The sequence below is a fragment of the Specibacter sp. AOP5-B1-6 genome, from assembly GCF_052376555.1.
GTDB lineage: Bacteria > Actinomycetota > Actinomycetes > Actinomycetales > Micrococcaceae > Specibacter.
Window position 1 is genome coordinate 166,609 of sequence record NZ_JBQSVT010000002.1, and the last position, 26,649, is coordinate 193,257.

Genomic DNA, 26,649 nt, shown 5'->3' on the forward strand with positions numbered 1-26,649 from the left:
CGAGTGACTACTCGAATTTCAATTATGTTACTGGGGAATGTGGACTAAGCTGACATTCCATGACCACCACGCCAACCGCCCCGTCCGCCAAACGCGGTCCTTATGCCAAATCCAAGCAGCGTCGGGAGAGCATTGTGACCGCCGCCCACGAGGTTTTTGCGGCACGAGGCTACCGGGGCGGATCGCTGCAGGACGTGGCCGACAAGGTGGGAATGAGTCAGACAAGCCTGCTGCACTATTTCCCGTCCAAGAGTGATCTGCTGTTGGCTGTGCTGAATTGGCGTGACAGCGTGACGGGAGGCGGGCAGCCCCGGGACCCGGAGGAATCATTGGTGGATGCCGTGGTCCGCCAGGCACGATTCAATGAAACGGTGCCCGGAGTCATTGAGCTCTACGCGGTTTTGTGCGCGGAATCGATCACTGACAATCACCCCGGGCTGGATTTCTTCACCGAACGTTTTGAAAGGTTGCGCAGCAGCTACCTGAGGGCGTTCTCAGCGCTCGCCAATGAAGGCCGGCTGCGCCCTGGCGTCGACCCCGAGCGTGCCGCGGCAAGCTTGATCGCACTGTGGGACGGCATTCAAACCCAGTGGATGATGGCCCCGGAGCGCATCGACATGGCCGGTTGTCTGCGTGACTACTTGGAATTGGTGATCCTGCCCGAATAGGGACCCGACCGGCTGTACTTTGGGAGGGTAAAGGGCCTAGTTGCTGGCCATCTCTGCCACGAGTTCACGCACGACGGCGCGCAGCTCACCCTGGTGGGCGGCAGCGACTCGGCGCTGGCGCTGGTAGCTAGCGCCCGTGGCAATGATGTTCTCCACACTTGCGAGTTCGTCGGCACAGCCTAGCTTGGCGGCTACGGGTTCCAGCTTGTTCAACAGTTCCACCAAGTGCTCGGTGACGAGTTGTTCCTTGCCTGCGGCATCGAGGATGATGATGGCGTCCATGCCGTATCTGGCCGCGCGCCACTTGTTTTCCTGGATGTGCCACGGGGGCATGGTGGGGATGGTGCCGCCGTCGTCAAGGGTGTCAGAAAAGTCTTGGACCAAACACTGAGTCAGGGCAGCAACGGCGCCGATTTCCGCCAGCGTGGACATGCCGTCGCAGATACGCATTTCAATGGTGCCCAGGCCAGCCACGGGCCGGATGTCCCACCGGATCTCATTGGGTGCGTCGATCACACCGGTGGTGAACATGTCCTGCACATAGGACTCGTAGGCAGCCCAATCGGGGAACTGGAACGGCAGGCCCGCCGTGGGCAGCTGCTGGAACATGAGTGCGCGCTGCGAAGCGTAGCCGGTGTCCTCGCCGTTCCAATACGGTGAGGAGGCGGAGAGCGCCTGGAAATGCGGGAAGTGGTTGACCAGCCCGTCAAGGACCGGCATGGCCTTGGAAACATGGTCCAGGCCGACATGGACATGGACGCCGTAAATGAGCATCTGGCTGCCCCACCACTGGGTCCTGTCGACAAGCTTGGAATAGCGTTCCTTGTCGGTGACCGCCTGCGTGCGCGGGTTGCTGAAGGGGTGCGAACCGGCGCTGAGCAGATCAAGGCCCAGCGGCGCCGAAGCATCCCGGAGCACGTTCAGGTTGCGGCGCAAATCCTCGGTCCCCTCGGACACGGTGCGGCAGACGCCTGTGACCAACTCCACGGTGTTTTGCAGCATCTCGCCCTTGATGTGGGGATGCTCGCCGTCGTTCATGACTTCCGGGTGCGCTGCGGTGATGTTCTCGAAGACAGCATCCGCCCGGGCATCCAATTCGCCCGAATCCCTGTCAACGAGCGCAATTTCCCACTCCAAACCCAGTGTGGATTGCTCGGATTTCGCGAAATCGATCTTCACTGGGGCGCCTCCTTGGCAGTGCTGGAATGATGGCAGTACTGCGGCAAGGTGCCGGCTGCATTCTGATTGTAGTTCAGGATCTCAGGCACAATGGATGCATGCCGATCCTGAACAAAGACATGACCTTGTGCATTTCCCTCGCAGCGCGGCCAAGCAACATCGGCACCCGCTTTCACAACTACCTCTACGACGCGTTGGGCCTGAACTTCATTTACAAGGCCTTCGCGCCCGTTGACCTGGCGCAGGCTGTTGCCGGCATCCGCGGCCTGGGCATTCGCGGCGCCGCGGTGTCCATGCCGTACAAGGAAGAGGTCATCGGCATGGTCGACGCCATGGATGCCTCCGCCACGGCCATCGATTCCGTCAACACCATCGTCAACAACGACGGCGTGCTCACCGCCTACAACACCGACTACCTGGCCATCGCCCGACTGTTGGCCGCAAACACCATTGACCCGGCCACCACTGTTTTCCTGCGGGGCTCCGGCGGCATGGCCAAGGCGGTTGCCGCAGCATTGCACGACGCCGAATTCGCCCAAGTCACGATTGTGGCCCGCAACGAAGAGCGGGGCCGGGCCCTTGCCGCGCTGTACGGCTTCGCCTGGCTGCCCGAGGTGGGCGGCGCTTCCGCCGACGGCAACCCTGCCAACAGCGACAACTCCGCCAACACCGGCGGCGCCGGGATGCTCATCAACGTCACGCCGTTGGGCATGGCGGGTGCCGACGCATCGGTGCAGTCCTTCACCGACGACCTGGTGGCGGAAGCCCACGTGGTGTTCGACGTCGTCGCGCTTCCCGCTGAAACCCCGCTGGTCAAGGCTGCCCGTGCAGCCGGGAAGCAGGTCATCTCGGGTGCCGAGGTCATTGCCATCCAGGCCGAGGAGCAGTTCGTGCTGTACACGGGAGTGCGGCCCAGCCCCGAACTGGTGCGCGAAGCCTCAGAGTTCTCCCGGCAATAGTCCCCACGCCCTCCCGCCGCTCGCAAGCTCGTGGCGGGTCCCTCGGGCGTGTGGGCCCAGCCACGCTCCCACCGCTCGCAAGCTCGTGGCGGGTCCCTCGGGCGTGTGGGCCCAGCCACGCCCCGGGCCGCTCCCTCAAATCCCAGTCAGAGGGCGCGCGGGGCGTCCACCGGGCCATGGGGTTCAACCACGACGGCGACCCGGTCGTCGCCAATTCTCGTCAGCACCAGCGTGGCCTTGTTGGGGCCCTTGCCCGAACCAGTGAGCAGTTGGCGGCGCAGTTCCTCGGGCGTGACGGAGACGCCGCGCTTCTTGATCTCCAGCACACCGATCCGGTTGGCCTTCACCCAGCTTTTCAGGGCCTTGACGTTGAATGGCTTGACCTCAAGGACCTTGTAGCGGCGGGCAAACGGGGTGTCGATGGGCGCCTCGGAGCACAGGTATGCGATGTGCTCGTCGAGGAGATGCGCACCCATGCTCCTGGCCAGGTCGGCCACAAGCCCGGCCCGGATGACGGCACCGTCCGGTTCATAGAGGTAGCCGCTGACGGGCCCAAGTTCCGCGTTTTGTTTCAGCGGCTGGTATTTTTCGGCGCTTGTCAGCTCCGCGCTGCCGTGCCTGCCAATCACCAGGGCGGACCTGCGCACACCCGGGCGGGCCAACTGGTTGAAATACAGACCCGCCTCAACCACATCGCCATTGACGGAGATCCATTGGGCCTCCGCCGTATCGGGGACGGCGTCGTGGGGGATGCCTGGACCCATTTTTACCCCCACGGCCAGTCCCTTGTCTGCCAGCTGCTCCACAAATGACAGCGGCGGGGAGAAGGCTTCGGGGTCAAAAAGCCTGGTAGTTCCGGAGGTGCTTGTGGTGCGCCTGGCCGGATCAAGCCACACGCCGCCAATGCCGTCGAGGTCCACGTCCTCCGCTTTCGCGCACACCACCGTGGCGTGCGGGAAGGGCATGAGGTTCACCGTGGTGCACGCGGCGGTGACTTCATCGAGCTCCACCGCGGTGACGTTGATGTCAAGGCTGGCCATCGCCAGGGAATCGGCGCCCAGCCCGCAGCCAAGGTCCGCCACGGACGTGATTCCCGCCGTCGTAAATCTTTGGGCATGCAGGGCGGCAATGCTCAGCCGGGTGGCTTGTTCCAGCCCTGCCTGGGTGAACAGCATTTGATGGGCGAACTCGCCAAACTTGGCCTCCGCCTTGGCACGCAGCCTGGCCTGGGTCAACGCTGCGGCAACCAATTCCGGGGAGTGGCCCGCCTTGCGCAGCGATTCGTTCAATTTCAGGGAATCTGCTTCGCGGTAGGGGCCAAGGGATGACAAAAGTTCCCAGCCTTCAACTGTGAGCAGGGGGGAAATCGCATCGTGGGCCATGTGTTAACCCTATCCTCCGGATCCCTGCCTTCCCGGCGTGGGCGGACAAGTCAATTACGTGACCATAAATTACGTTATTAGAAAGTTGCGTAATTGACTTAGTGTGTACTAACTTCGAAGGCGGTGCCTGCGCCAAATGGCGCTTGCGGCTCAGTGTGAGCGAGGCAACAGTGACTGGAGAGCGTTTGGAACTTAGGTTAGGCTAAGCTAAGTTTTAGAACCTGTTCAGTTGCACGGCCGGTCCACGGCCGCACAAACACGAAGGAAAACATGCCCTCCCTGAAGCTTCGCTTTGTTGCACTCATTGGCGCTGCCGCCATCAGCCTGACGGCCTGTGGTGCACAAGCTCCCGCTGCCACCGACTCCAGCGGCGAGCCGGCGGCCACCGTCACGGTTGAAGATAACAATGGATCGCATACTCTCTCGACCCCGCTGAAATCGGTGGTCGCGACCGACAACAGGACCTTCCAGACCTTGTCGGACTGGGGTGTGGAGCTCACGGCAGGCGCAGTTGCACTCATGCCGACGACCAACCCCTACAAGACCGACGAGTCCATCGTCGATCTGGGCAGCCACAACGAACCGAACCTCGAAGCTGTTGTCGCCGCGGCTCCTGACGTGATCGTCAACGGACAGCGCTTCACCCAGTACCACGACGACCTCGTCGAGCTGGCCCCCGATGCGGCTGTGCTTGAGCTGGATCCCCGGGACGGTGAACCGTTTGACAGTGAACTCAAGCGCCAGGTCAGCGTTCTGGGTGAGGTGTTTGGGAAGCAGGCCGAAGCGAAGAAACTCACAGATGACTTTGATGCAGCCGTGGCCCGCGCCAAGAAGGCTTATGACCCCAAAGACAAGGTCATGGCCGTCATCACCTCCGGCGGCAACATCAACTATTCCGCGCCCAGCACCGGACGCACATTGGGCCCGATCTACGACATGCTGGGCCTGACTCCGGCACTGGAAGTCGAGGATGCCAGCACAGACCACAAGGGTGATGACATCTCCGTCGAAGCCATCGCCGCCTCCAACCCGGACTGGATCCTGGTCATGGACCGCGACGCTGCGGTTTCATCCACCGACGCTGAATACAAGGAAGCGAACAAGCTGATCGCCTCCTCCGAGGCGCTGCAGAATGTTCCGGCTGTCAAGGACGGCAACATCGTGTACATGCCGGCGGACACCTACACCAACGAGAGCATTCAGACATACACCAAGTTCTTCAACAGCATCGCTGACGCTTTCGAAGGTAAGTAGCCATTCAGTTGTAACAGCACAGTGGCAGACGCGGCCGTACGGGCCGGGTCTGCCACTGGCATTTCCACTTAAGAGATTGAAGGGACCACCGCACGGTGACCACCACGCGCGCACCAGCCAAGGGCAGGCTTTTTGAGCCGAAGCTGCTCATTGGGACAGCAGTAGTGGCTTTGCTGCTGGTCCTGTCCCTGTTCACGGGTGTTTATGACATTTTCGGCGGCGACGACGGCGTGGAAATGTTCGCCATCACGCGCATTCCACGCACCATCGCCCTGGTTCTCGCCGGTGCAGCAATGTCGATGTGCGGCCTCGTCATGCAGCTGCTCACGCAGAACCGTTTTGTCGAGCCGACCACCACCGGCACCACCGAATGGGCCGGGCTCGGCCTCCTTGCGGTCATGATCCTGTTCCCCGGTGCAAGCCTCATGGCGAAGATGGGCGGTGCCGTCACAGCGGCCTTCATCGGCACCTTCATCTTCTTCCTGTTCCTGCGCCGGGTTTCCCTCAAGGCCTCGCTGACGGTGCCGATCGTGGGCATCATGCTGGGCTCCGTGGTCGGGGCGTTTTCCACGTTTATTGCCCTGCAGACAGACATGCTCCAAAGCCTGGGCATCTGGTTCGCCGGCAGTTTCACCTCGGTCCTGCGCGGACAGTATGAGCTGCTGTGGATTGTGGCAATCGTTGGCATTGTGGTCTTCCTTGTCGCAGACCGCTTTACGGTGGCCGGACTGGGTGAGGAAATTGCCACCAATGTTGGCTTGAACTACAACCAGATCATGCTGCTCGGCACCGGACTCATTGCCATAGCCACCGGCGTTGTCACAGTGGTGGTTGGGAACCTGCCGTTCCTGGGGTTGATCGTGCCGAATGTTGTTTCGATGTTCCGCGGCGACGACCTGCGCAGCAACCTGCCGTGGGTGTGCCTGCTGGGCATTGCCATTGTGACTGTCTGCGACCTGGTGGGACGAACCATCATCATGCCCTTCGAAATTCCCGTGTCCTTGATCCTGGGCGTCGTCGGCGCTGTCGTCTTTGTCGGACTTCTACTGAGGCAGCGTCGGAATGCTTGACTCCACAATCGCAAAAGCCGCACCCCGGACAGCCGCCACGGCCGCCTCCCGGCACAACCCCTCACGCCAGTCGGGATCCCTGGCTGCCGGCCGCGTGCGCAGGCGCTATTGGATTGTGCTGGGCATCCTCATCGTGCTCGCCCTGGGCTTCGGCATCGGCCTGATTGTCTGGGACAACCCCATGCCCGCGGGCTCAAAAGGTTTTTGGCTCATCTCCAAAATGCGCTCGACCAACATCCTCATCATGCTGCTCGTGGCGTTCTGCCAGGCAGTCGCCACAGTCAGCTTCCAGACGGCAACCAACAACCGCATCATCACCCCCTCCATCATGGGTTTTGAATCGCTCTACGTTGCAGTGCAAACATCCGCCGTGTTCATCCTTGGGGTGGCAGGTGTGACGGCAATCCAGGGGGTCACGCAGTTCGTGCTGCAGCTCGTCCTCATGGTGGGCCTGTCCATGGCGCTTTACGGCTGGCTGCTGTCCGGCAAGAACGGCAATCTGCAGATCATGCTGCTCGTTGGCATCGTCCTCGGCGGCGGGCTGGGAGCAGTGTCAACGTTCATGCAGCGGCTGCTGACGCCGAGCGAATTTGATGTGTTGACGGCCCGCCTCTTCGGCTCGATCTCCAACGCCGACACAAGCTACCTGCCCGTCGCTGTACCGCTCGCCCTCGGTGCAGGGGTGTTGCTGCTGCTCAATGCCAAGCGCTTGAACGTGATCGCACTTGGCCGGGACACCAGCATCAACCTGGGGCTGAACCACCGCTTTGAGACCATGCGGGTGCTCTTCCTGGTCTCAATCCTCATGGCGGTTTCCACCGCACTGGTGGGACCCATGACCTTCCTGGGCTTTTTAGTCGCCACCCTCGCCTATCAGCTGGCCGACACCCACGACCACCGCTACGTGTTCCCGGTGGCCGTGCTCACCGGGTTCGTTGTCCTGTCCGGGGCGTACTTCATCATGAAGAACGTCTTCTACGCCCAGGGCGTGGTCTCGATCATCATCGAGGCCGTTGGCGGCACTGTTTTCCTCATCTTCATCCTCCGAAAGGGCCGCTTGTGATCACGCTCACCCAAGTCCACAAGAATTACAGCAGCGACGTTGCGATCGGCCCGGTCGACCTGCAGATTCCCGTCGGCGGCATCACCGCCATGGTGGGTCCCAACGGGGCGGGGAAGTCAACGCTGCTGACCATGATTGGGCGCCTGTTGGGGCTTGACTCTGGTGCCATCGAGATCGCCGGGTATGACGTGGCAAGCAGTTCCTCGAAGGACCTGGCCAAGATTGTGTCGATCCTGCGCCAGGAAAACCATTTCGTCGCCCGGCTCACCGTGCGCCAGCTCGTCGGATTCGGCCGCTTTCCGCACTCCAAGGGCAGGCTGACGACCGCCGACGAGGAGATCATCTCCCGGTCCATCGACTTCCTGAACCTCGAGGAGCTCGAAGGCAGATACCTCGACCAGCTTTCCGGCGGGCAGCGCCAGCGCGCGTACGTGGCGATGGTGCTGGCCCAGGACACCGACTATGTCCTGCTGGATGAGCCGTTGAACAACCTGGACATGAAGCATTCGGCGCAGATGATGCAGCTTCTGCAGCGGGCGGCCGTGGAATTGGGCCGCACCGTGGTGATCGTGCTCCACGACATCAATTTTGCCGGCCATTACGCCGACCACATTTGTGCCGTCAAGGACGGCAAGGTCATTGAGTTCGGCACGCCGGCGCAAATCATGACCGATGAGGTGCTGAGCAGGGTCTTCGACACCCCCGTGCAGGTCATTGACGGGCCGCGCGGCCCACTGGCCGTCTACTACTAGCAGGCCTCTTTCCGCCAAAGAAGGAACCAGCCCCGGCACCGCCGTGCAGGGTGTCAGGTGTCCTTGCGGATCCAGCGGAACGTGATGCGGCACAGGACCAGGCCCACCACCAGCCACACGCCCATGACCAGGGCCACGAGCCCCAGATCCCATGCGCCACCGGGCTCGGCCGCCTCAAACGACGCCGGCAGGAACACGGCGCGCATGCCCTGGGCCATCCATTTCAGCGGGAAGATGCTGGCAATGTTTTGCAGCCATACCGGCAGCTGCGCAAAGTTCAGGTACACCCCGGAGATGAACTGCAGCAGCAACACGATCGGAATCACCACGGCAGTGGCGCTCTTGCCGGTCCGCGGCAGCGCCGAGAGTGCGATGCCCAGGACGCAGCTGGTGATCACGCCAAACAGGAACACCCACGCAAACGTCAGCCACTTGCCGGGGTCGGTGGGCAGTGAAACATTGAACGCGAAGCGGGCCACGAGCAGCAGCAGGATCACCTGCAACACCGAGCTGACCAGCACCATGCCGATCTTGCCCATGAAGTAGGAGAACACCGGCAGCGGAGTGCCGCCCAGGCGCTTGAGCGTGCCATCGCCCTTTTCCCCAGCGATGTCCACGCCTAGGTTTTGCACCCCGCTGAGCAGCATGCCCGCAGCGACCATACCTGGAACGTAAAACGCCGCAAAGGTGATGCCGCCGCTGCCGTCCGGGGCGGCCCCGATGTTGCCGCTGGTGCTGAAAGCCACCGCAAACACCGACAGCATCAGGATGGGGAACAGGAACGTGAAGAAAACGGAGTCGCCTTGCCGGAAATACAGTTTCAGTTCATAGCCGATGCGCGACGTGCCCAGCTGCAGGGTCCTCATGCCGCGCCCCCATTGTCGAGCGCGGAAGCTGAATGGTTCCCGACCATGTCCAGATAAATGTCCTCAAGGCTTGGCCGGGTGATTTCCAGCCCCGGCACCTCGCCGCCCTGCTCCACATAAAGCCGTGCGGCCAGTGCGGCCGGCGTTGTGGTCCGCTCAACACGGACGACGCCGTCCTGCCGCCACCGCACGAGGGGCACCTTTGCCTCCTGCCCGCCAATGTCATCAATGGGCCCGATGTCCACCAATTTACCGCCGATGATCACCCCGGCACGGTCCGCGAGGCTTGCCGCCTCATCCAAGTAGTGGGTGGTGAGCAGGATGGTGGTGCCTTCGTCCTTGAGTTGGTTGACCAGGCCCCAAAACTGGCGGCGGGCCTCCGGGTCAAAACCGGTGGTTGGTTCATCCAGAAACAATAATTTGGGCCGGCCAATGATGCCCAGCGCAACGTCCACCCGCCGGCGCTGCCCGCCGGAGAGCTTGCTGATCCGGGTTTTGGCCTTCGCGCCCAGGCCCACGGCCTCGATCACCTCGGCAACGCTGCGGGGATGTGGGTAGTAACCGGCAAAATGATTCAGCTGTTCCAGCACGGTGACGTTGCCGCTCTCGCCGGTGGATTGCAGGACTATGCCCAGCTTGGCTTTCCACTCCAGTCCGCCGTGCTGCGGGTCGGTGCCCAGAATCCGGACGTCACCGCCGGTCCTGTTCCGGTAGCCCTCCAGGATTTCAATGGTGGTGCTTTTCCCCGCACCGTTGGGGCCCAGCAGGGCGAACGTTTCGCCCTCTTGGATGTCGAAGGTGACGCCATCGACAGCGCTGAAGCTGCCGTACGACTTCTTCAGCTCGCGCACCTGCACAGGACTCGTGGTCATGGGCTCATCCTTGCACCCGCTCCGCCGGGTAAACAAGCAATTATGAGGACGCACCGCCAGCACCGCCGCTGCTGCTGCAACGTCCGCACCTGCAGAAGGGGGCGCAGGGGTGCGCCGTGAGCGAAACCCGGCCCGCCGCCGTCGTACATTTCAGGTCAAATCTGGCACTCGCCTTGACCGAGTGCTAATCGATTCCCTAGAGTCGAGTTAGCACTCTCGCCCTGAGGGTGCTAACTGCTTATCTTCTTGGCCATGGGAGCACCTCCGGCACCGCGACGACGGCTGGTCTCCATAAAACATGGCGGGGAAGACTGCCAGCCATCCATAGAATTTACGCATGTGAAGGGGAGGTCCGAGTGTCGGTCTCTATTAAGCCTCTTGAGGATCGTATTGTTGTCCGCCAGCTCGAAGCAGAGCTGACCACCGCGTCCGGTCTGGTTATCCCGGACACTGCCAAGGAAAAGCCCCAGGAGGGCGAAGTTGTGGCAGTTGGACCCGGCCGTGTCGATGACAATGGCAACCGTGTCCCGATCGATGTTGCCGTTGGCGACGTTGTTATTTACTCCAAGTACGGTGGAACCGAAGTGAAAACCGGCGGCGAAGAGCTGCTCGTTCTGTCGGCCCGCGACGTACTGGCCATCGTCGTTAAGTAACGGCTTTCGTCTAGTAACCACTTTGTAAAGCCCCGCGACCGGGACCGTTCTTGGGTCACGAACGCGGGGTCTTTGCGTGAAAGGACATACACCGCATGGCTAAGCAGCTTGCATTCAATGACAGCGCCCGGAAGGCCCTCGAGGCCGGTATCGACAAGCTGGCGGACACCGTCAAGGTGACCCTCGGCCCGCGCGGTCGCAACGTAGTACTGGACAAGAAGTGGGGTGCTCCCACAATCACCAACGACGGCGTGACAATCGCCCGTGAGGTGGAGCTGGAAGACGCCTACGAAAACCTTGGCGCACAGCTGGCCAAGGAAGTTGCCACGAAGACCAACGATGTTGCCGGCGACGGCACCACCACCGCCACCGTTTTGGCACAGGCACTGGTCAAGGAAGGCCTGCGCAATGTTGCTGCAGGCGCGGCTCCCGGCGAGCTCAAGCGCGGCATCCAGGTTTCCGTTGAAGCCATTGCCACGCGCCTGCTGGAGAACGCACGCCCGGTTGGCGGGGGACAGGTTGCAGAAGTTGCCGCCATCTCCGCGCAGAGCCAGGAAATCGGCGACCTGCTCGCCGAGGCGTTCGAAAAGGTCGGCAAGGATGGTGTGATCACCATCGAGGAGTCCTCCACGACTTCCACCGAACTGGTCCTCACCGAGGGCATGCAGTTCGACAAGGGCTACCTGTCCCCGTACTTCGTCACCGACGCGGAACGCCAGGAAGCGGTCATGGAAGATGCACTGGTGTTGATCAACCAGGGCAAGATCTCCAACCTGCAGGAATTCCTGCCGCTGCTGGAAAAGGCGCTTGCCGCCAACAAGCCGCTGTTCATCATTGCCGAAGACGTCGACGGCGAGGCACTGTCCACGCTGATCGTGAACCGCCTGCGCGGCACATTGAACGTTGTTGCCGTCAAGGCTCCGGGCTTCGGCGACCGCCGCAAGGCCATGCTGCAGGACATTGCGATCCTGACCGGCGCCCAGGTTGTCTCTCCGGAGATCGGCCTGTCCCTGGACCAGGTTGGCCTTGAAGTACTGGGTACGGCTCGCCGCATCACGGTCACCAAGGACAACACCACCATCGTTGACGGTGCCGGCACGGCGGACGACGTGTCCGACCGCGTGGCCCAGCTGCACGCTGAGCTCAAGCGCACCGACTCCGACTGGGACAAGGAAAAGCTGCAGGAACGCCTGGCCAAGCTGGCCGGCGGCATCGGCGTGATCAAGGTTGGCGCAGCCACCGAGGTCGAGCTCAAGGAAAAGAAGCACCGCATTGAGGACGCCGTGTCCGCAACGCGTGCAGCCTTGGAGGAAGGCATTGTGGCCGGTGGCGGTTCCGCACTGGTCCAGGCCGCCAAGGCCCTTGACGACGACGCTTCGGTTCTGGCGTTGACCGGCGATGCGGCAACTGCCATCGAGCTCGTTCGCAAGGCTGTTGCCCAGCCGCTGCGCTGGATCGCCCAGAACGCCGGCCATGACGGCTACGTTGTGGTCGCCAAGGTTGGCGAACTCGAAGACGGTTTCGGTTTCAACGCCGCCACCGGCGAATACGGCAACTTGATCTCCGACGGCGTCATCGACCCCGTCAAGGTCACCCGTTCGGCCCTGCGCAACGCGGCCTCCATCGCGGCCTTGGTGCTCACCACCGAAGTTCTCGTGACGGACAAGCCTGCCGAGGACGAAGAAGCAGCACACCAGCACTAGCAGGCGGCGCTCCTTTCACTAGGGACGGCGTTTGCGGTTAAAGCCACAGGTACACCACCGGCTTTAACCGCAAACGCCGTCTTTTTTGCTTCTCAGGGGCACCCCGCTGTGACACATCACTCGGGAATAGGGCATCAGCGTCTTTCGTTTTAGACTGTAAGCAACGCACAGGCCAGCTTCGTAATCACGGAACAGGCCATCGGATGCACACCCCCAATGGTTCTACCCCCGCCAAGGAGCCTTCGTGTCCCAGTCTGAAATCCATGACCCCTTCGCCTTTGTTGGCCTGACGTATGACGATGTGCTGCTCCTCCCCGGGTTCACCAATGTCATCCCCTCCGAAGCCGACACCAGTTCACAGGTGTCCAAGCGCATCAGCGTGCAGACCCCGCTTCTCTCAGCCGCGATGGACACGGTGACCGAATCCCGCATGGCCATCGCCATGGCCCGCCAGGGCGGGTTGGGTGTTGTCCACCGCAACCTCTCCATTGAGCGACAGGCCGAAGAAGTTGACCTGGTCAAGCGCAGCGAGTCGGGCATGATCACCAACCCCGTAACAGTCGGAGCGGACGCCACGCTCGCCGAACTTGATGTGCTGTGCTCCCGCTTCCGCGTCTCCGGCCTGCCAGTGGTTGATGAAGCCGGCCGCCTGATGGGCATCGTCACCAACCGCGACACCGTGTTCATTCCGGAAAGCGAATACTCCACGCGCCTGGTCCGGGACGTGATGACCCACATGCCGCTCATCACCGGCAAGGTTGGCATCAGCCGCGAAGACGCCTCCGGCCTGCTGGCCAAGAACAAGATTGAAAAGCTCCCGCTGGTTGACGACGCCGGCGTCCTGCGCGGCTTGATCACGGTGAAGGATTTCGCGAAAGCGGAGCAGTACCCGCTGGCCACCAAGGACGACGAAGGCCGCCTGCGCGTTGGTGCCGCCATTGGCTTCTTTGGTGATGGCTACGAGCGTGCCATGGCACTCGTGGACGCCGGTGTTGACGCATTGTTCGTTGACACGGCCAACGGCCACAGCCAGGGTGTGCTGGAAATGATCCAGCGCCTGAAGAGCGAAAAGTCAGCTGCCCACGTCGATGTCATCGGCGGCCAGGCGGCAACCCGCGAAGGCGCCCAGGCCCTGATCGACGCCGGTGCCGACGGCATCAAGGTCGGCGTCGGCCCGGGCTCCATCTGCACCACCCGCGTCGTTGCCGGCGTCGGCGTCCCGCAGATCACCGCCATCTACGAATCGGCCAAGGCTGCCATCCCGGCCGGCGTGCCATTGATCGCCGACGGCGGCCTGCAGTACTCCGGAGACATCGGCAAGGCACTGGTTGCCGGCGCCGACACGGTCATGATCGGCTCCCTTTTGGCCGGCACCGAGGAGTCCCCGGGCGAGACGGTGTTTGTCAACGGCAAGCAGTTCAAGGCTTACCGCGGCATGGGCTCGCTGGGTGCCATGCAGACCCGCGGCAACAACACGTCCTACTCCAAGGACCGCTACTTCCAGGCTGATGTTGCCGGCGACGAGAAGCTCATCCCCGAGGGCATCGAGGGTCGTGTGGCCTATCGCGGCCCGCTGGCATCGGTGGCATACCAGCTGGTTGGCGGCCTGCGCCAGACCATGTTCTATGTTGGCTCCCCGACCATTCCCGAACTGAAGGCGCGCGGCAAATTCGTCCGCATCACTGCCGCCGGCCTGAAGGAATCCCACCCCCACGACATCACCATGACCGTGGAAGCGCCGAACTACAACAAGTAATTCCGGCTTAAGCACGACGGCGGCCGGCCACCTTTCGCAAGAAGGGTGGCTGGCCGCCGGTCTGCTTTAAGCCCGGCGGCCGGGTGCCGGCTCGGCTTCCAGCGTCGCCTTGAACTGGGCCATGGCCTCGGTTGCGGGGTGGCTGTGCTCGGTGAATTCCGATTCGGTGCCGCTGCGGAGCACCCAATCGCCAGCCTCCACGGCTGTCAGCTGGGCCACGACGGGCTCGGCGTCGACGCGCAGGCGCCGGATCACGGCTGTGGCAGGCAGGCCCTCGGCGGCGCCCGTAAGGTACTCATTGCCGAGGTGGATGCCCAGTTCGAGCATGGCGGGGCCGGATTCGATGGGCTGGATGTCATGCACGCCGTGGGGACTGATGCTCAGCAACACGGCACCAACGTTGGATCCCACGGCGAAGAGCACGTGGCTGCTGGTCGGTGTGGTCAGCGAGATTTCAAGCCATTCCTGGGCTTGGGAAAGGACGGAACCCACGACCGCAGCCTTTTCCACCGGTACGATACTCTCGCCTTGGGGCTCTGCCATTCCTCGCACCATCAAGGTGGTGAGGCCCGCATTGTGGAGCAGTTCGTTGTCTCCATGCTGGTCGAGGCGGAGCAGCCCCAGCGTGACGGCGGCCGACTCGGTCGGGGTCATGGACAACAAGGTAAGAAGCTCGTGGTCCGTCATGCGAAGTTCTGTGTCAGTCATGGACTAAGCGTAGCGGCCGAGGGGCCCCGGCCGAGCGGAGCGGGGGCTGGGGAGGGCGCAAGCGGTAGCGGCCGAGGGGCCCCGGCCGAGCGGAGCGGGGGTTGGGGAGGGCGCAAGCTACAGCGGACCGAAATTTCTGTTCCCGGACGTGTCCCGCCAAGAACACGAAAGCGCTTCAAGCTCCTGGCGGAGCGCCTGGTTATTGTCGATGCGGGCACGAAAGTCACGCCGTGCATGTTGGGCGAAATAGGAAGGCACGGCAAAGGCGCTGACTGTGCCGAGGACCACCAGCAGCAGCACGGCGAAAAATGAGAACGCCGGACCGGGGCCTTGTTCGAGCCAACCGGCGAGTGCCAGCGCCAGGGGAGCCCCCAAGGCCGCGGACATGAAGGCGGCAAGCCCCACTCCGGAGGCCAAGGTCCCCGGGGCACGGGATAACGGCGGCTGTTTTACACGCGCGATCTTTGGCAGCTTCAGTCTGCGCACCAGGACTCCCGTGGACAGCAAGGCGAGGCCCGCCACGAGCAAACACAGCCACAAAGCGGGGAAACCGTCCAGCATGGCCAGGGATAGCAGCCCGCCCCCGAGCAGCGTCAGCCCCAAACCTGTGCATGTGCCGGCAAGGCCCTGCCACTGGCCGTATGCCCAGGCCATGTCGCGCAGGGCCGACGGGCCCTGCGCCGGCGCCATGCGGGCCGCGTCCGAGTTCAGCCAGTAGTCGAGCGGACGCACAAAAGCGGCCGGCTGCACGGGCACCGGCACACGGTGGACTGCTGCGGCCGGGGTGTAAGCCCGGCATGCGGGGTCCTGCGGGCCGGGCTGAAACGTCATGCCCCCAGTTTATGGGCCGTGCCGTGAAGCCGCGACGGGGAGGCCTCCCCACACCGCCCGCTCCGGCCCCGCCCACCCTGGCAATGTCCATCACGGCTAGAATCAACGCATGCCTGCCGCCCCTGACCTTCCCGCCTATGACGCCCGCACCGAATATTCCCATGGGGACGCCGGTCTTTGGACCAGGGTGCTGGCCGCGTCCGGCGTGCGCAGCCCCTTCACGGACGCCCCTTTCACCGAGGCCATGCTGGCAGGGCTGGCCGGCGGCATCGGCTTCATGATCTTCACCTTTGAATACAAGGACACCACCACGGCTTCGGCCGTCACCAGGTTCCATCCCGGACCGTACACTGAGAACCTGTTGCAGCGCTGCGGTGCCGCCGTCAATATCCAGCAGACCGGCAGCGTCTCCCTCGCCCGGGGCCGGCTGGACGCTGCCCTGGAAACCGGAGTTCCCGCCGTCGTGCGTGTTGTGCGCGGCAAACTGCCGTGGGTGGCAGCGGACCCGCTGGCCGACATGGATTCGGTGGATGTGGCCGTTGTGTCCCGCGATGGCGGGGATTACCTGATCGACGACGGCGGCGGGCGGCTGGAGCGGATCAGTTCCGCCGCGCTGGCGCAGGCGCGCGGCTCGCGCAAGGCGGACAAGCACTGGCAGGCCCAAGTGGTGGCGGGCGGCGGGGAAACGGACGGCGGCGATTGGGACGGCAGCGCGGCGTTGACGCTTGACGGGCTGCGGCAGGCCATGGCCCAAACCTCGAAGGAACTGCTTTCGGAACAGGCGCCCCCCGGAATCCCGCCCGGCTACGCAAAGAATTTTGGCATCCTGGGGATGCACACCTGGGCCCAGCGGCTCACCGACAGCCGCTCCAAGCGGGGCTGGCTGCGGATTTTCGCCGACCCCGAGCGGTCCCGGTCCGGCATGGCCATGCTGCACGGGCTGTTGGCCGGGCGACGGTACAGCGGGCCCGGAGCCCTGCGTCCGTTGTATGCGCAATTCCTGGAGGAGGTGGCGCTGGCCGGGGACGGTTTGTCCGGCGTCGAACGTGCAGGGTTGCAGGAGACAGCCGCCCAATACCGGGCGCTGGGGGAACACTGGGACGCCCTGACGGAGCTTGTGGGCGCCGCGGCCGAACCGGATTTTGCCGCCATGGCCTTGCGGGTTGAAGCGATTGCGGTGCTGGAAACTGCGGCGGCCCAGGCCCTGCAAACGGCTTCCGACGGCGGTCGTTAGCATCACGTGAGCCTTTTTTAATGGCTCGGGCCTCCGCTGGGATAGGGTGGGTGGCGTGACTTATGAGATTGAGATTGGCCGTGGAAAGCGCGGACGCCGCGCATATTCGTTGGATGAGATTGCGATTGTGCCTTCCCGGCGTACCCGCGACCCGCAGGATGTGTCAGTGAAATGGCAGATCGACGCCTACCAATTTGATATTCCCGTCCTCGGTGCGCCGATGGATTCGGTCATGTCCCCGGAGACTGCCATTGCGCTCGGCAAGCTCGGCGGCCTGGGCGTCCTTGATCTGGAAGGCCTGTGGACCCGGTACGAGGATCCGCAGCCGCTGCTGGATGAAATCGCGCTGCTGCAGGCTTCGGTCATGGATCCCGAGACCACTGTGCGTCTCCAGCAAATCTACAATGAGCCCATCAAGGCCGAGCTGATCACAGCCCGCCTGGCCGAGATCCGTGCCGCCGGTGTGACAGTGGCCGGCTCCTTGACGCCACAGCGCACACAGGAGTTTTACAAGACCGTCATTGCCGCAGGCGTTGACATCTTCGTGATCCGCGGGACCACCGTTTCAGCCGAACACGTCTCCAAAACCACCGAACCGCTGAACCTCAAGCAGTTCATCTACGAGCTCGACGTCCCCGTCATCGTTGGCGGCGCGGCTGGCTACACCCCGGCACTGCACCTGATGCGCACGGGTGCCGCCGGCGTCCTTGTGGGCTTCGGCGGCGGGGCTTCCACCACCACGAGCCGCGCGCTGGGCATCCGGTCGCCCATGGCCAGTGCCATTTCCGATGTGGCCTCGGCCCGCCGTGACTACATGGATGAGTCAGGTGGACGGTATGTGCATGTGATTGCCGACGGCGGCATGGGCTCCAGCGGTGACATCGTCAAGGCCATCGCTATGGGCGCCGATGCCGTGATGCTCGGGGCCGCGCTGTCGCGTGCCTCCGAAGCTCCCGGCCAGGGCTGGCACTGGGGTGCGGAAGCACACCACCAGGAACTCCCGCGCGGACACCGGGTAAACATGGGAACCGTGGGAACGCTGGCAGAAGTGCTCCACGGTCCCGCCCGCAACGCCGACGGTTCCGCCAACCTGGTTGGTGCCCTGCGCCGCGCAATGGCCACGACCGGCTATTCGGACCTGAAGGAATTCCAGCGGGTTGAGGTCATCGTTTCGCCCTAGTTTTACAGTGTCTGGTCCGTTGTATCCCGAGCGCCCCGTCCCGTGTGGACCGGGGCGCTTGGAGTTTGGCGGCGGTTCCGGACCGACCCCAAGGGGCACGGGCCGTGAGGCTAGACTGGGGGAGGGGACAAGTCTTTTTACGCTGCGGAAAGGCACTAATGACATCGGGTTCACTGGAACGCTACGACACGGAATTGACCAACCCCGGGTTGGTGATTTTGGAGATGGAAGCCGACTCCAAGGAGGACGCGGCCGCCCAATTGGCTGCCAAGCTGTTTGAGCAGGGCAGGATCTCGGATCTGGACGGCTTTCTTGGCGATGTCAACGCCCGGGAACACCAGATGGCGACGGGTCTGCCTGGCGGGGTCGGGCTGCCACACGCCAGAAGCGTGCACGCCAAGGAAATCTCCATTGCCGTGGGCATTACAAAGTTCGGCTACAGCCTGGATTTTGGTGCGGTGGACGGACCCGCAACAGTGATCTTGCTCATTGCCACCCCGGACAGCTCGTTCTCCGCGCATCTGGAAGTGCTGGCCACCCTGGCCCGGTCCTTGTTCAAGGAAAACTTCCGAGAGTCCCTGCGGCGGGCCCACGATGCCGAGGTTATTGCCGAGTTGATCAACTCCACCCTGGTGTTCTTCGACCACTAGGCACCAGTTCCTCCCCAAATTCTTCCCCTGTTCGGCCGCCGAGGCACCTGCAATGCGGGCCCCAGCGGAGCCGCGGCCCGGCCACGCCTCCCAATTGGTCCTTTCCTGGTGCATTCGTTGTTCTACGCGATTACGAAGTACCGTTGAAGGGTGTTGAAAACTGCCCTTAAGCCCAAATGGATAGCCGCGCTGGCGTTTGCGCTTGCCGTGGCCGCCGCCTTCGTTCTTCTGAGCCAGTGGCAGTTCTCCCGTTCATTGGAGAAGGATGTGGCTCCGCCGTCGGTGACGGAGCAGGTCCAGCCCCTCCACGACATCATGGATCCGGGCGAGCCCATGCTCGGCACCGCCGAGGGGCAGCTGGTCACAGCCCAGGGTCAATTTGACCCGGGCAAACAAGTCCTGGTGCCCTCGCGGTTGCAGGACGGCGAGGAAGGCTACTGGGTGGTTACGGCGTTTGCGGTGGACGGCGCGGTCCCGCCCGTCGGAACCGCAGCGACCAAGGAGGTTGTGATCCCGGTGGCCAGAGGATGGACCGCATCCCCGGACAATGTGCCAACTGCTCCGGCCGGGCAGCTCTCGATTGAAGGCAGGCTGCTCAACTCGGAAGGGCCGGAACTGGCCAAAGACCTTCCCGAAGGCCAAGTCAAGGCCTTGTCATCGGCTGAACTGACAAACATTTGGTCCGTCAGCACCTATTCGGCCTTCATTGTGTCCCACAGTGAAGTCCTTGATGGCAAGGACGTGGGCGCTTCAGGCAAGGCCGGGGGTTTGGTGCCAATCACCGTCACAGCCACCGACCAAAACGACAAGATCAATTGGCTGAACATCTTTTATTCGGCTGAATGGGTCTTGTTTGCCGGCTTTGCGGTGTTCCTGTGGTGGCGCCTGGTTGCAGACGACTATCGCCGCGACCAGGACGAACTGTTCGACATCGACGCCGAAGACGACGCTGACCACGATGAAGACGACGTCGACGCCGAAGACGACGACGATGCCGACGGCGGAGACCACAGCGCCGGTCCCCGGGCGGGAATTGACGCCAACTAGTTAGTGGCACCGAATTTGAATTAGCACCGACTGAGAATTTGCACAGGCTGGATTTTTGGACAGTCTGAAACCCAGCACAGAATGAGGAGAGCCGGCACCATGACCGAGCCCAACAACAACGAGTCCAAGACCGCGGAGTCCAAGGCCGCAGGGTCCAGGGCCGCAGCCCCCACGGCGAAAGCCAAGGCAACCCCGAAACGTCGCTTTGGCGGCACCCCGGCACAGATCCTCAGCGCCTTGAAGTTCTACAAGGTGCTCGCCTACGCAACAGGAACCATGCTGCTCTTGCTGGTCGTGGAGCTTGTGCTGCGCTACGGATTCCAGAGTGTGCTTGTCGCCGGTGGCACGGACACCGCGGGCGCCCCGCACGGTCTGGGCCTTGTCAACATTGACGAGGGCCTGATGGCGGTCACCGGCGGGGTGAACCTGTCAACCATGGTCTTGATCATTCACGGCTGGATGTACGTGGTGTACCTGATCGCCGACTTCCGCCTGTGGACGCTCATGCGCTGGCCCTTCGGCAAATTGATCCTCATCGCCCTCGGTGGCGTCGTTCCCTTCCTCTCGTTCATTGTTGAAGGCAAGGTCCACAAGGAAGTGCTGGCCGAGGTTGCCGCCAATCCCAAGGCCGGAAAGCGCTACTAAGCGCAGCTGCCGGATGAAGCACGACGGCGGGAGGTTCCGACCGCAGGGAAGGCCCTGTCCGGCGTCGCCCTCCCCTCCCGCACAACGCTCTCGCAGCAATGGCAGGTTTTTCGCTAACGCTCTCGCAGTTCGTTCACTGCGGGAGCGTTTCGGGTTTAGCCGCCAAAGCGGCGGGAGTGCTGGTCATGACGGCCGGTTTTGAGTAACTGGTCACTGAAAGGGCGGCGCCGGGACCGGGCAGCTGCGGCGTGGGTTAACATTGAACCGTGACTACTCCCGCTAAGGCCCAGACTGCCCAGAAGCCCGTCCTGGTTGTGGACTACGGAGCCCAGTACGCCCAGTTGATTGCGCGCCGCGTGCGTGAGGCAAATGTGTACTCGGAAATCGTGCCGCATACCTATACAACTGCGCAGTTGCTGGCTAAAAACCCAGCTGCCATCATCCTCTCCGGTGGACCCTCGAGTGTCTACGCGGAGGGTGCACCCAGCGTGGGTGCCGACCTGTTTGAAGCCGGCATCCCGGTCTTGGGCATTTGTTATGGCTTCCAGGCCATGGCCGCCGCCCTGGGCGGAACCGTCGCCCACACAGGCCAGCGCGAATACGGCTCAACCCAGGTGCAGCTCCTCGGCGAAGGCCGCTCAATTCTTGCCTCAACCGCGGCAGAGCAAACCACGTGGATGAGCCACGGAGACAGCGTGCACGAGGCCCCCGAGGGCTTCGACGTGCTGGCATCCTCCGCCGGCGCCCCCGTTGCCGCGTTTGCCAACGAGGAAAAGTGCCTCTTCGGTGTCCAGTGGCATCCGGAGGTCAAGCACTCAGCCTTCGGCCAGCAGGTGCTGGAGAACTTCCTGTTCAACGGCGCCAAGCTGGAGAAAAACTGGACCGCCACGTCCATCCTCGACGAGCAGGTCGCGTTGATCCGCGAGCAGATCGGCGATGCCCGGGTACTCTGCGGCCTCTCCGGCGGCGTTGATTCCGCTGTTGCCGCCGCCCTGGTGCAGCGCGCCGTCGGCGACCAGCTCACATGCGTGTTCGTCAACCACGGCCTGCTGCGCCAAGGCGAAGCAGAACAAGTCGAGCTCGACTTTGTGGCTTCCACCGGCGCCAATTTGTACGTTGCCAACGAGCAGGACCGCTTCCTGAACGCCTTGGCCGGTGTCTCCGACCCCGAGACCAAGCGCAAGATCATCGGCCGCGAGTTCATCCGCGCCTTCGAGGAAGCCGAACGTGCCATCATGGCCGAGGCTGCCTCCGAGGGTGAAGAGATCAAGTTCCTGGTCCAGGGCACCCTGTACCCCGATGTTGTGGAGTCCGGCGGTGGTGAAGGCGCAGCCAACATCAAGAGCCACCACAACGTGGGCGGCCTGCCCGAGGACCTGCGCTTTGAGCTCGTTGAGCCGCTGCGGGCGCTGTTCAAGGACGAGGTACGTGCCGTTGGGGCCGAATTGGGCCTGCCTCCCGAGATCGTGGGCCGCCAGCCGTTCCCCGGCCCCGGCCTGGGCATCCGCATTGTCGGAGAAATCACCGGCGAACGCCTTGAACTGCTGCGCAACGCCGACGCCATTGCCCGCGCCGAACTCACGGCAGCCGGCCTTGACGACGAAGTGTGGCAGATGCCTGTCGTGCTGCTGGCGGATGTCCGCAGCGTGGGAGTCATGGGCGACGGCCGCACCTACGGCCACCCGATCGTGCTGCGTCCGGTGTCCTCCGAGGACGCCATGACCGCAGACTGGTCACGCCTGCCGTACGACCTGCTCGCGAAGATCTCCAACCGGATCACCAACGAGGTGGACGGCGTCAACCGCGTCGTTCTGGACGTCACGTCCAAGCCGCCGGGAACGATTGAGTGGGAGTAACTCCCGCAGGGACGCTGGAGGGTGCCCACACCTGTGAAAACAGGGAAATGTGGTGCCCTCCAGTGTGCCGAGCAGGCATTGGCAGGCTGGGAGCGATAGCCTGAATTACATGTCAGTATGGTCAAGACCGTTTCGCTCAAGTGCAGAGAAGAAGGCACCCGTGTCCGAAGTTGCAGGCCCCAATGAGAGTTCAGTGGAACTCCAAACCTGGCTTGCTGGCTTGGATTCGTATTCAGGCGCGGACACTGCTCTTGCCTTCGTAAAAACCGAGCATGGCAGCATCGCTCTCACGCACGCCCACCCATCGGGACTGGCCCAGCTTTTGGCCGGCCGCAAAACCCGCCTGTCCACGTTGATTCGCGAGCCCGAACACTATGCCGCCGCAAAGAAGGCTGCCGCCGCCCTGCGCGCGAAAATCTTTGAACTGAGCACCGACCGCGGGATCGACGTCGGCTACCTCGGCGCCGGGATGGCGCGCTGGTCTGCTGTGGCGGGGCCCAACAGCGAGGACGTTTGCGCACCCGTGCTGCTGGCCGCCGTCGCACTGACAGTGCGCCCGGGGCAGGACGACTATGAACTGCAGCTGATGGAGCAGGCCCAGGTGAACCCTGCCCTGGTCAAGCACCTGGCCCAACACTCGAACATCCACGTTGACGCCGCAGCCCTTGGCCGGCTGGCGTACAGCACGGCGCGTTTTGACCCGGCCCCCGTGCTGGACAGGATGCGGGCCCTGCTTGCGCCTCTTCCCGGGGCGGTCGTGGAACACGAACTTGTGGTTTCCACCTTTGCGTTCCTGGCTGAGAACCTGAACGATCCAGCACTGTCGGCCGGCAGCGAGCTGTTGGAATTGCTCCAGCGGCACAGCGGCGACGACGTCCTGCCAGTGGAGCTGGAACCGGACTTTGCCCGGTTTGCGTCCCTGGATGACCGCCATCCCAAAGACGAGCTGTTGGTGCTGGACGCCGATCCGCAGCAGCAGTATGTCCTTGACCTGATCCGCAGCGGCGAATCGGTGCTCGTCTCCACCCCGCCGGGCACCGGCCAGACGCAGACGGCGATCAACGCCGTCGCCCAGCTTGTCCACGACGGCAAGAGTGTCCTGGTGGTGGGCGAACGCCGCGGAACGCTCAATGAACTGGCACAGATTCTCACCGAGCACGACCTTGACTCGCTGCTGCTGCAACTCAGCGCCCAGACCGGGCCGCAGCAAATCAAGTCCCAGCTGATCCGGGCCATCACCCGGAACGAAAAAGCTGTGGAACCCAAACTTGAGAGCCTGCATGAGACGCTCGTTGACCACCGCCACCAGCTGGTTGACCACGTCGCCAGCCTGCACAATGTGCGCGACCGCTGGGGCTGCTCGCCGTACCAGGCCATGCAATCGCTGGCCGAACTGACCTCGATCCACCCGGCACCGTCCACCACTGTGCGGCTCAAACGCAGCGTGCTGGACAGCATTCGTGACCGCAAGGAGTTGACGGCGCGCCTGCGCCGGGCCGCGGAACTGGGTGCCTTCAGCCAGGTTGCCGTCAGCAGTGCCTGGCACGGCGCCCGCATGGTCACGCGCAAGGAGACCGAGTCGGCGTATTCACTGGCCGAGCAGTTGTACGCCCAGGTGCCTGGTTTTGCCGTGAAGATGCGTGAAGTGGCTGAGTTTGGCCAGATCCGCCAAGGCCATTCCTTTGCCGAGTGGGGCCGTCAGCTGACCATGCTGGTGGCGATTCGTGAAAGCCTCGACAAGTTCAATGCCGACATTTTCGACTGGTCCACCGACGAGATGATCGCCGCCACGGCAACCGCTGCCTGGCGCCGGGAGCGCGGCATCGACATGCCAGCCCTGCAGCGTGCCCGGTTCCGCCGCAACGCCAAGGACCTGGTCCGCCCCGGCGTGCACATCGCCGACCTGCACGCTTCGTTGCTGCTGGTCAATGAGCAAAGCACCTTGTGGGCGGAGGCTGCCACGAGCAAGCGCCACCCCACCGTGCCGTCCGGCCTGGCCGAGCTGAGCCGCACGTACATGGGTTTGCGGGAGAAGCTCGTGTCACTTGGTGCTGTTTTGGAGCGCACCGTCGATGGCGGGGACCTGCTGAATTTCAACTCCGGCGAGCTCGTTGGCCGCCTGGAGGCGCTCGTTGCGTCCAAGGAATCCTTGGAGACGCTGCCGGAGCGCACGCTGCTGCTTGAGGGCATGCGCGAGCACGGCCTGGGCGAGTTGCTCGACGACCTGGCCCGCCGCGAGGTGCCGGCCGCACAGACCGGCTCCGAGCTGGAGCTGGCGTGGTGGCAGTCGGCGCTGGAAGCCATGATCAGCGGTGATGAATACCTTGCCATGTCCGACGGCGACAACCTGCGCCGCCTGGAAGCCGAGTTCCGCTTGGCGGACCAAACACACCTCGCCTCCGGTCCGGGCCGGATCCGCTGGCGCCTGGCCCAGCAGTGGACGGAAATCATTGCGGGGCGCAACCGCCAAGGCGAGATGCTCCGGAACGTGTTGAAGGACGGCCGCGTGTCCCTCACTGCGCTGGGCGCACAGGCACCGGACCTGCTGCGCAACCTGGCCCCTGTCTTTGCACTGAGCCCGTTGGTGGTGCCCTCGGCCATCCCGGCAGATTTCCGCTTTGATGCGGTCGTGATTTTGGATGCCGAATCAACGTCACTGCAGTCGGCGCTGCCGGCCCTGGCCCGTGCCGGCCAGGTGGTTGCCTTTGGCGATGAACAAACCGCGTGCCCCAAGAGCTTCAGCGTTGCCGTCGGCGCCCCCGGGGACCGCAGCTCCGGCCAGCACCCCCTCGAAAGCGTCTTTGGCGCACTCTCCAGGGTGTTGCCGCGGCACCGCCTTACGGTTTCCTACCGGGCGGTTGACGAAGACCTGGTGCGCCAGCTCAGCAGCGGATTCTACGACTCGCAGCTGGAACGCCTGCCTGACGGGCGGGCCGTGACAGGACTGGAACGCGCACTCACCGTTGACTACCTCCCTGACGGCAAGGGCCTGCCCGGCGCCGGCGACGGTGGTGTTGAGTCGGTGGTGGCCGAGGTCAACCGGATTGTCGACCTGGTCTTTGAGCACGCCCGGGTGCGGCCTCGCGAATCGCTGGCCATCATCACGGCCAGCGAACGCCACGGTGTGCGGGTGGCCCAGGCCATCCGCCTGCAGATGGCCAACCATCCGCTGCTGGCCGAATTCTTTGCTTCGGGTCCTGAGTCGTTCCGTGTTGTCACGGTGGACAGGGCGGCAGGCCTTGTCAGGGACCGGGTCATCTTCTCGCTCGGATTTGGGCGCACCCCGCATGGCCGCGCACTGCACGGCTTCGGGCCCTTGTCCGAGCCCGACGGCCGCGCCAAGTTCGCCCTGGCCATGACCCGGGCCCGGACCCACATTCACATTGTCACGTGCTTCCGTCCCGAGGATTTGGATGAAAGCCGGCTCAGTTTTGGTGCCGTTGACTTCTTCGAATTGCTGGACCGTGAACTTGCCGGGAACTCCCTGCTGGGCACTCCGGCAACACGCGCCCTCGACAGTGAGCGTGACACCGGCGAGGACCCCCTGGTGGCGGATCTGGCGGACAGGCTTCGTGCCCGTGGTGCGCGTGTGTGGCACCACTACGACGGTGCCCTGGACATGGCGGCCGCCCCCGATTCCGTGCAGCTGCTGGGCCGTGAAGAACACGAAATCCCCGACCCGGTGGCTGTTGAGTCGGACGGCACGGCCAGATACCAGAACATGAGCGTGCGCGAGCGGAGCCGATTGCGGCCGCAGATGCTGGAGCGGCTGGGCTGGCGGTATGTTCCGCTGTGGACCATTGAAGTCTTTACCGACCCGTCCAGCTGTGCCGACCAGATTGGCAAGTACCTGAGCCTGCCCACGACAAGCGGAGATGCCGATCTGACGTCCCTGCTGGGTACATCCGATGACGCGTCAATGACAGCCGTGATGGATTCGCCGCGCTCACGACGCCGCACAGGGGCTTCCCCGGACCGGTCCTCTGACGAGAGCGCACCCTCAGGGGATGCCGCAAACGTGCCGTCGGAGGATGCGGCCTCGGGGGATGCGGCCACAGAGGATTCGCAGCCCGCCAAGGATGCGGAAGTATCATCGAGTAACGAAGAAAGTGTGACAGTAGTGAGTGGGGCACAAGAGACGCCGGCCGACAACGCAGCCGACGATTCCACGACGACGAAGGCGGCGCCGGCAACGGACTCGACCTTGCTGCCCAAGGTGGCTCCCAACGACGCTGACCACACTTGGGGCGACTCGCCCTCCGACCGCGGCCATGACGCATGGCTGCGCGAGAACAAGCCCCCGCATTGGGGCTGAGGACGG

Annotated in this window: 22 protein-coding genes; 16 read left to right on the forward strand and 6 right to left on the reverse strand. The window is 63.5% G+C overall.

Annotated features, from left to right (window positions below; all coding sequences use genetic code 11):
• Positions 1-59 precede the first annotated feature (59 nt).
• Positions 60-668, forward strand: coding sequence for a TetR/AcrR family transcriptional regulator (locus ACT3TS_RS01860; RefSeq protein ID WP_363880904.1), 609 nt, complete (start codon positions 60-62; stop codon positions 666-668).
• 36 nt (positions 669-704) lie between these two features.
• On the opposite strand, the gene ACT3TS_RS01865 is transcribed toward ACT3TS_RS01860, so the two are convergent.
• Entirely contained in the window at positions 705-1,847 is a 1,143-nt protein-coding gene (locus ACT3TS_RS01865) for a glutamate--cysteine ligase (RefSeq protein WP_444529779.1), read from the reverse strand.
• Between the two features lie 98 nt (positions 1,848-1,945).
• Here ACT3TS_RS01865 and ACT3TS_RS01870 point away from each other — a divergent pair, with 98 nt between their 5' ends.
• Positions 1,946-2,806, forward strand: coding sequence for a shikimate 5-dehydrogenase (locus ACT3TS_RS01870; protein ID WP_444529780.1), 861 nt, complete (start codon positions 1,946-1,948; stop codon positions 2,804-2,806).
• 146 nt (positions 2,807-2,952) lie between these two features.
• Here the strand turns inward: ACT3TS_RS01870 and ACT3TS_RS01875 are convergent, their stop codons facing one another.
• Positions 2,953-4,188, reverse strand: a complete 1,236-nt coding sequence (locus ACT3TS_RS01875) for a THUMP-like domain-containing protein (protein WP_444529781.1) — start codon at positions 4,186-4,188, stop codon at positions 2,953-2,955.
• A 270-nt stretch (positions 4,189-4,458) separates the two neighbouring features.
• Between ACT3TS_RS01875 and ACT3TS_RS01880 the strand changes: the two genes are divergently transcribed.
• The 4 genes from ACT3TS_RS01880 (at position 4,459) to ACT3TS_RS01895 (ending at position 8,327) form a co-directional block, all read left to right on the forward strand.
• Positions 4,459-5,442, forward strand: coding sequence for a siderophore ABC transporter substrate-binding protein (locus ACT3TS_RS01880; protein WP_444529782.1), 984 nt, complete (start codon positions 4,459-4,461; stop codon positions 5,440-5,442).
• 95 nt (positions 5,443-5,537) lie between these two features.
• Complete coding sequence (locus ACT3TS_RS01885) at positions 5,538-6,512, forward strand: ABC transporter permease (protein WP_444529783.1); 975 nt, start codon at positions 5,538-5,540, stop codon at positions 6,510-6,512.
• On the forward strand, positions 6,505-7,575 hold the full coding sequence (locus tag ACT3TS_RS01890; RefSeq protein ID WP_444529784.1) for an iron chelate uptake ABC transporter family permease subunit: 1,071 nt from the start codon (positions 6,505-6,507) through the stop codon (positions 7,573-7,575). The genes ACT3TS_RS01885 and ACT3TS_RS01890 overlap by 8 nt, the downstream gene beginning before the upstream one ends.
• A complete protein-coding gene (locus ACT3TS_RS01895) occupies positions 7,572-8,327 on the forward strand; it encodes an iron ABC transporter ATP-binding protein (RefSeq protein ID WP_444529785.1) in 756 nt (251 codons plus the stop codon). Before ACT3TS_RS01890 ends, ACT3TS_RS01895 begins: the two co-directional genes overlap by 4 nt.
• Positions 8,328-8,380: 53 nt before the next feature.
• Here ACT3TS_RS01895 and ACT3TS_RS01900 read toward each other — a convergent pair whose 3' ends face one another.
• Complete coding sequence (locus ACT3TS_RS01900; protein WP_444529786.1) at positions 8,381-9,193, reverse strand: ABC transporter permease; 813 nt, start codon at positions 9,191-9,193, stop codon at positions 8,381-8,383.
• The gene (locus ACT3TS_RS01905; protein ID WP_444529787.1) at positions 9,190-10,065 is read right to left on the reverse strand and encodes an ATP-binding cassette domain-containing protein; all 876 of its coding nucleotides are present in this window, start codon (positions 10,063-10,065) and stop codon (positions 9,190-9,192) included. Before ACT3TS_RS01905 ends, ACT3TS_RS01900 begins: the two co-directional genes overlap by 4 nt.
• Before the next feature lie 356 nt (positions 10,066-10,421).
• Here ACT3TS_RS01905 and groES point away from each other — a divergent pair, with 356 nt between their 5' ends.
• From groES to guaB, 3 genes are all read left to right on the forward strand, one after another.
• A complete protein-coding gene (groES, locus tag ACT3TS_RS01910) occupies positions 10,422-10,718 on the forward strand; it encodes a co-chaperone GroES (RefSeq protein WP_038464523.1) in 297 nt (98 codons plus the stop codon).
• A 95-nt stretch (positions 10,719-10,813) separates the two neighbouring features.
• Positions 10,814-12,421: a chaperonin GroEL gene (gene groL / locus ACT3TS_RS01915; protein ID WP_444529788.1), complete on the forward strand. Its 1,608-nt coding sequence runs from the start codon at positions 10,814-10,816 to the stop codon at positions 12,419-12,421.
• Positions 12,422-12,665: 244 nt separating this feature from the next.
• The gene (gene guaB / locus ACT3TS_RS01920) at positions 12,666-14,177 is read left to right on the forward strand and encodes an IMP dehydrogenase (RefSeq protein WP_444529789.1); all 1,512 of its coding nucleotides are present in this window, start codon (positions 12,666-12,668) and stop codon (positions 14,175-14,177) included.
• Positions 14,178-14,243: 66 nt separating this feature from the next.
• On the opposite strand, the gene ACT3TS_RS01925 is transcribed toward guaB, so the two are convergent.
• Positions 14,244-14,885: a hypothetical protein gene (locus ACT3TS_RS01925; protein ID WP_444529790.1), complete on the reverse strand. Its 642-nt coding sequence runs from the start codon at positions 14,883-14,885 to the stop codon at positions 14,244-14,246.
• Positions 14,886-15,002: 117 nt separating this feature from the next.
• Complete coding sequence (locus ACT3TS_RS01930) at positions 15,003-15,716, reverse strand: hypothetical protein (protein WP_444529791.1); 714 nt, start codon at positions 15,714-15,716, stop codon at positions 15,003-15,005.
• 109 nt (positions 15,717-15,825) lie between these two features.
• Here ACT3TS_RS01930 and ACT3TS_RS01935 point away from each other — a divergent pair, with 109 nt between their 5' ends.
• The 7 genes from ACT3TS_RS01935 (at position 15,826) to ACT3TS_RS01965 (ending at position 26,643) form a co-directional block, all read left to right on the forward strand.
• On the forward strand, positions 15,826-16,950 hold the full coding sequence (locus ACT3TS_RS01935) for a BtrH N-terminal domain-containing protein (RefSeq protein WP_444529792.1): 1,125 nt from the start codon (positions 15,826-15,828) through the stop codon (positions 16,948-16,950).
• 55 nt (positions 16,951-17,005) lie between these two features.
• Positions 17,006-18,130 (forward strand): GuaB3 family IMP dehydrogenase-related protein, encoded by a 1,125-nt coding sequence (locus ACT3TS_RS01940; RefSeq protein ID WP_444529793.1) that lies wholly within the window; start codon positions 17,006-17,008, stop codon positions 18,128-18,130.
• Positions 18,131-18,288: 158 nt separating this feature from the next.
• The gene (locus ACT3TS_RS01945) at positions 18,289-18,780 is read left to right on the forward strand and encodes a PTS sugar transporter subunit IIA (protein WP_444529794.1); all 492 of its coding nucleotides are present in this window, start codon (positions 18,289-18,291) and stop codon (positions 18,778-18,780) included.
• Between the two features lie 150 nt (positions 18,781-18,930).
• On the forward strand, positions 18,931-19,827 hold the full coding sequence (locus ACT3TS_RS01950; protein WP_444529795.1) for an SURF1 family protein: 897 nt from the start codon (positions 18,931-18,933) through the stop codon (positions 19,825-19,827).
• A gap of 99 nt (positions 19,828-19,926) precedes the next feature.
• Positions 19,927-20,472 (forward strand): DUF3817 domain-containing protein, encoded by a 546-nt coding sequence (locus ACT3TS_RS01955; RefSeq protein WP_444529796.1) that lies wholly within the window; start codon positions 19,927-19,929, stop codon positions 20,470-20,472.
• Between the two features lie 266 nt (positions 20,473-20,738).
• Positions 20,739-22,328: a glutamine-hydrolyzing GMP synthase gene (gene guaA / locus ACT3TS_RS01960; protein WP_444529797.1), complete on the forward strand. Its 1,590-nt coding sequence runs from the start codon at positions 20,739-20,741 to the stop codon at positions 22,326-22,328.
• A gap of 109 nt (positions 22,329-22,437) precedes the next feature.
• Positions 22,438-26,643 (forward strand): AAA family ATPase, encoded by a 4,206-nt coding sequence (locus tag ACT3TS_RS01965; protein ID WP_444529798.1) that lies wholly within the window; start codon positions 22,438-22,440, stop codon positions 26,641-26,643.
• The last annotated feature ends 6 nt before the right edge of the window (positions 26,644-26,649 follow it).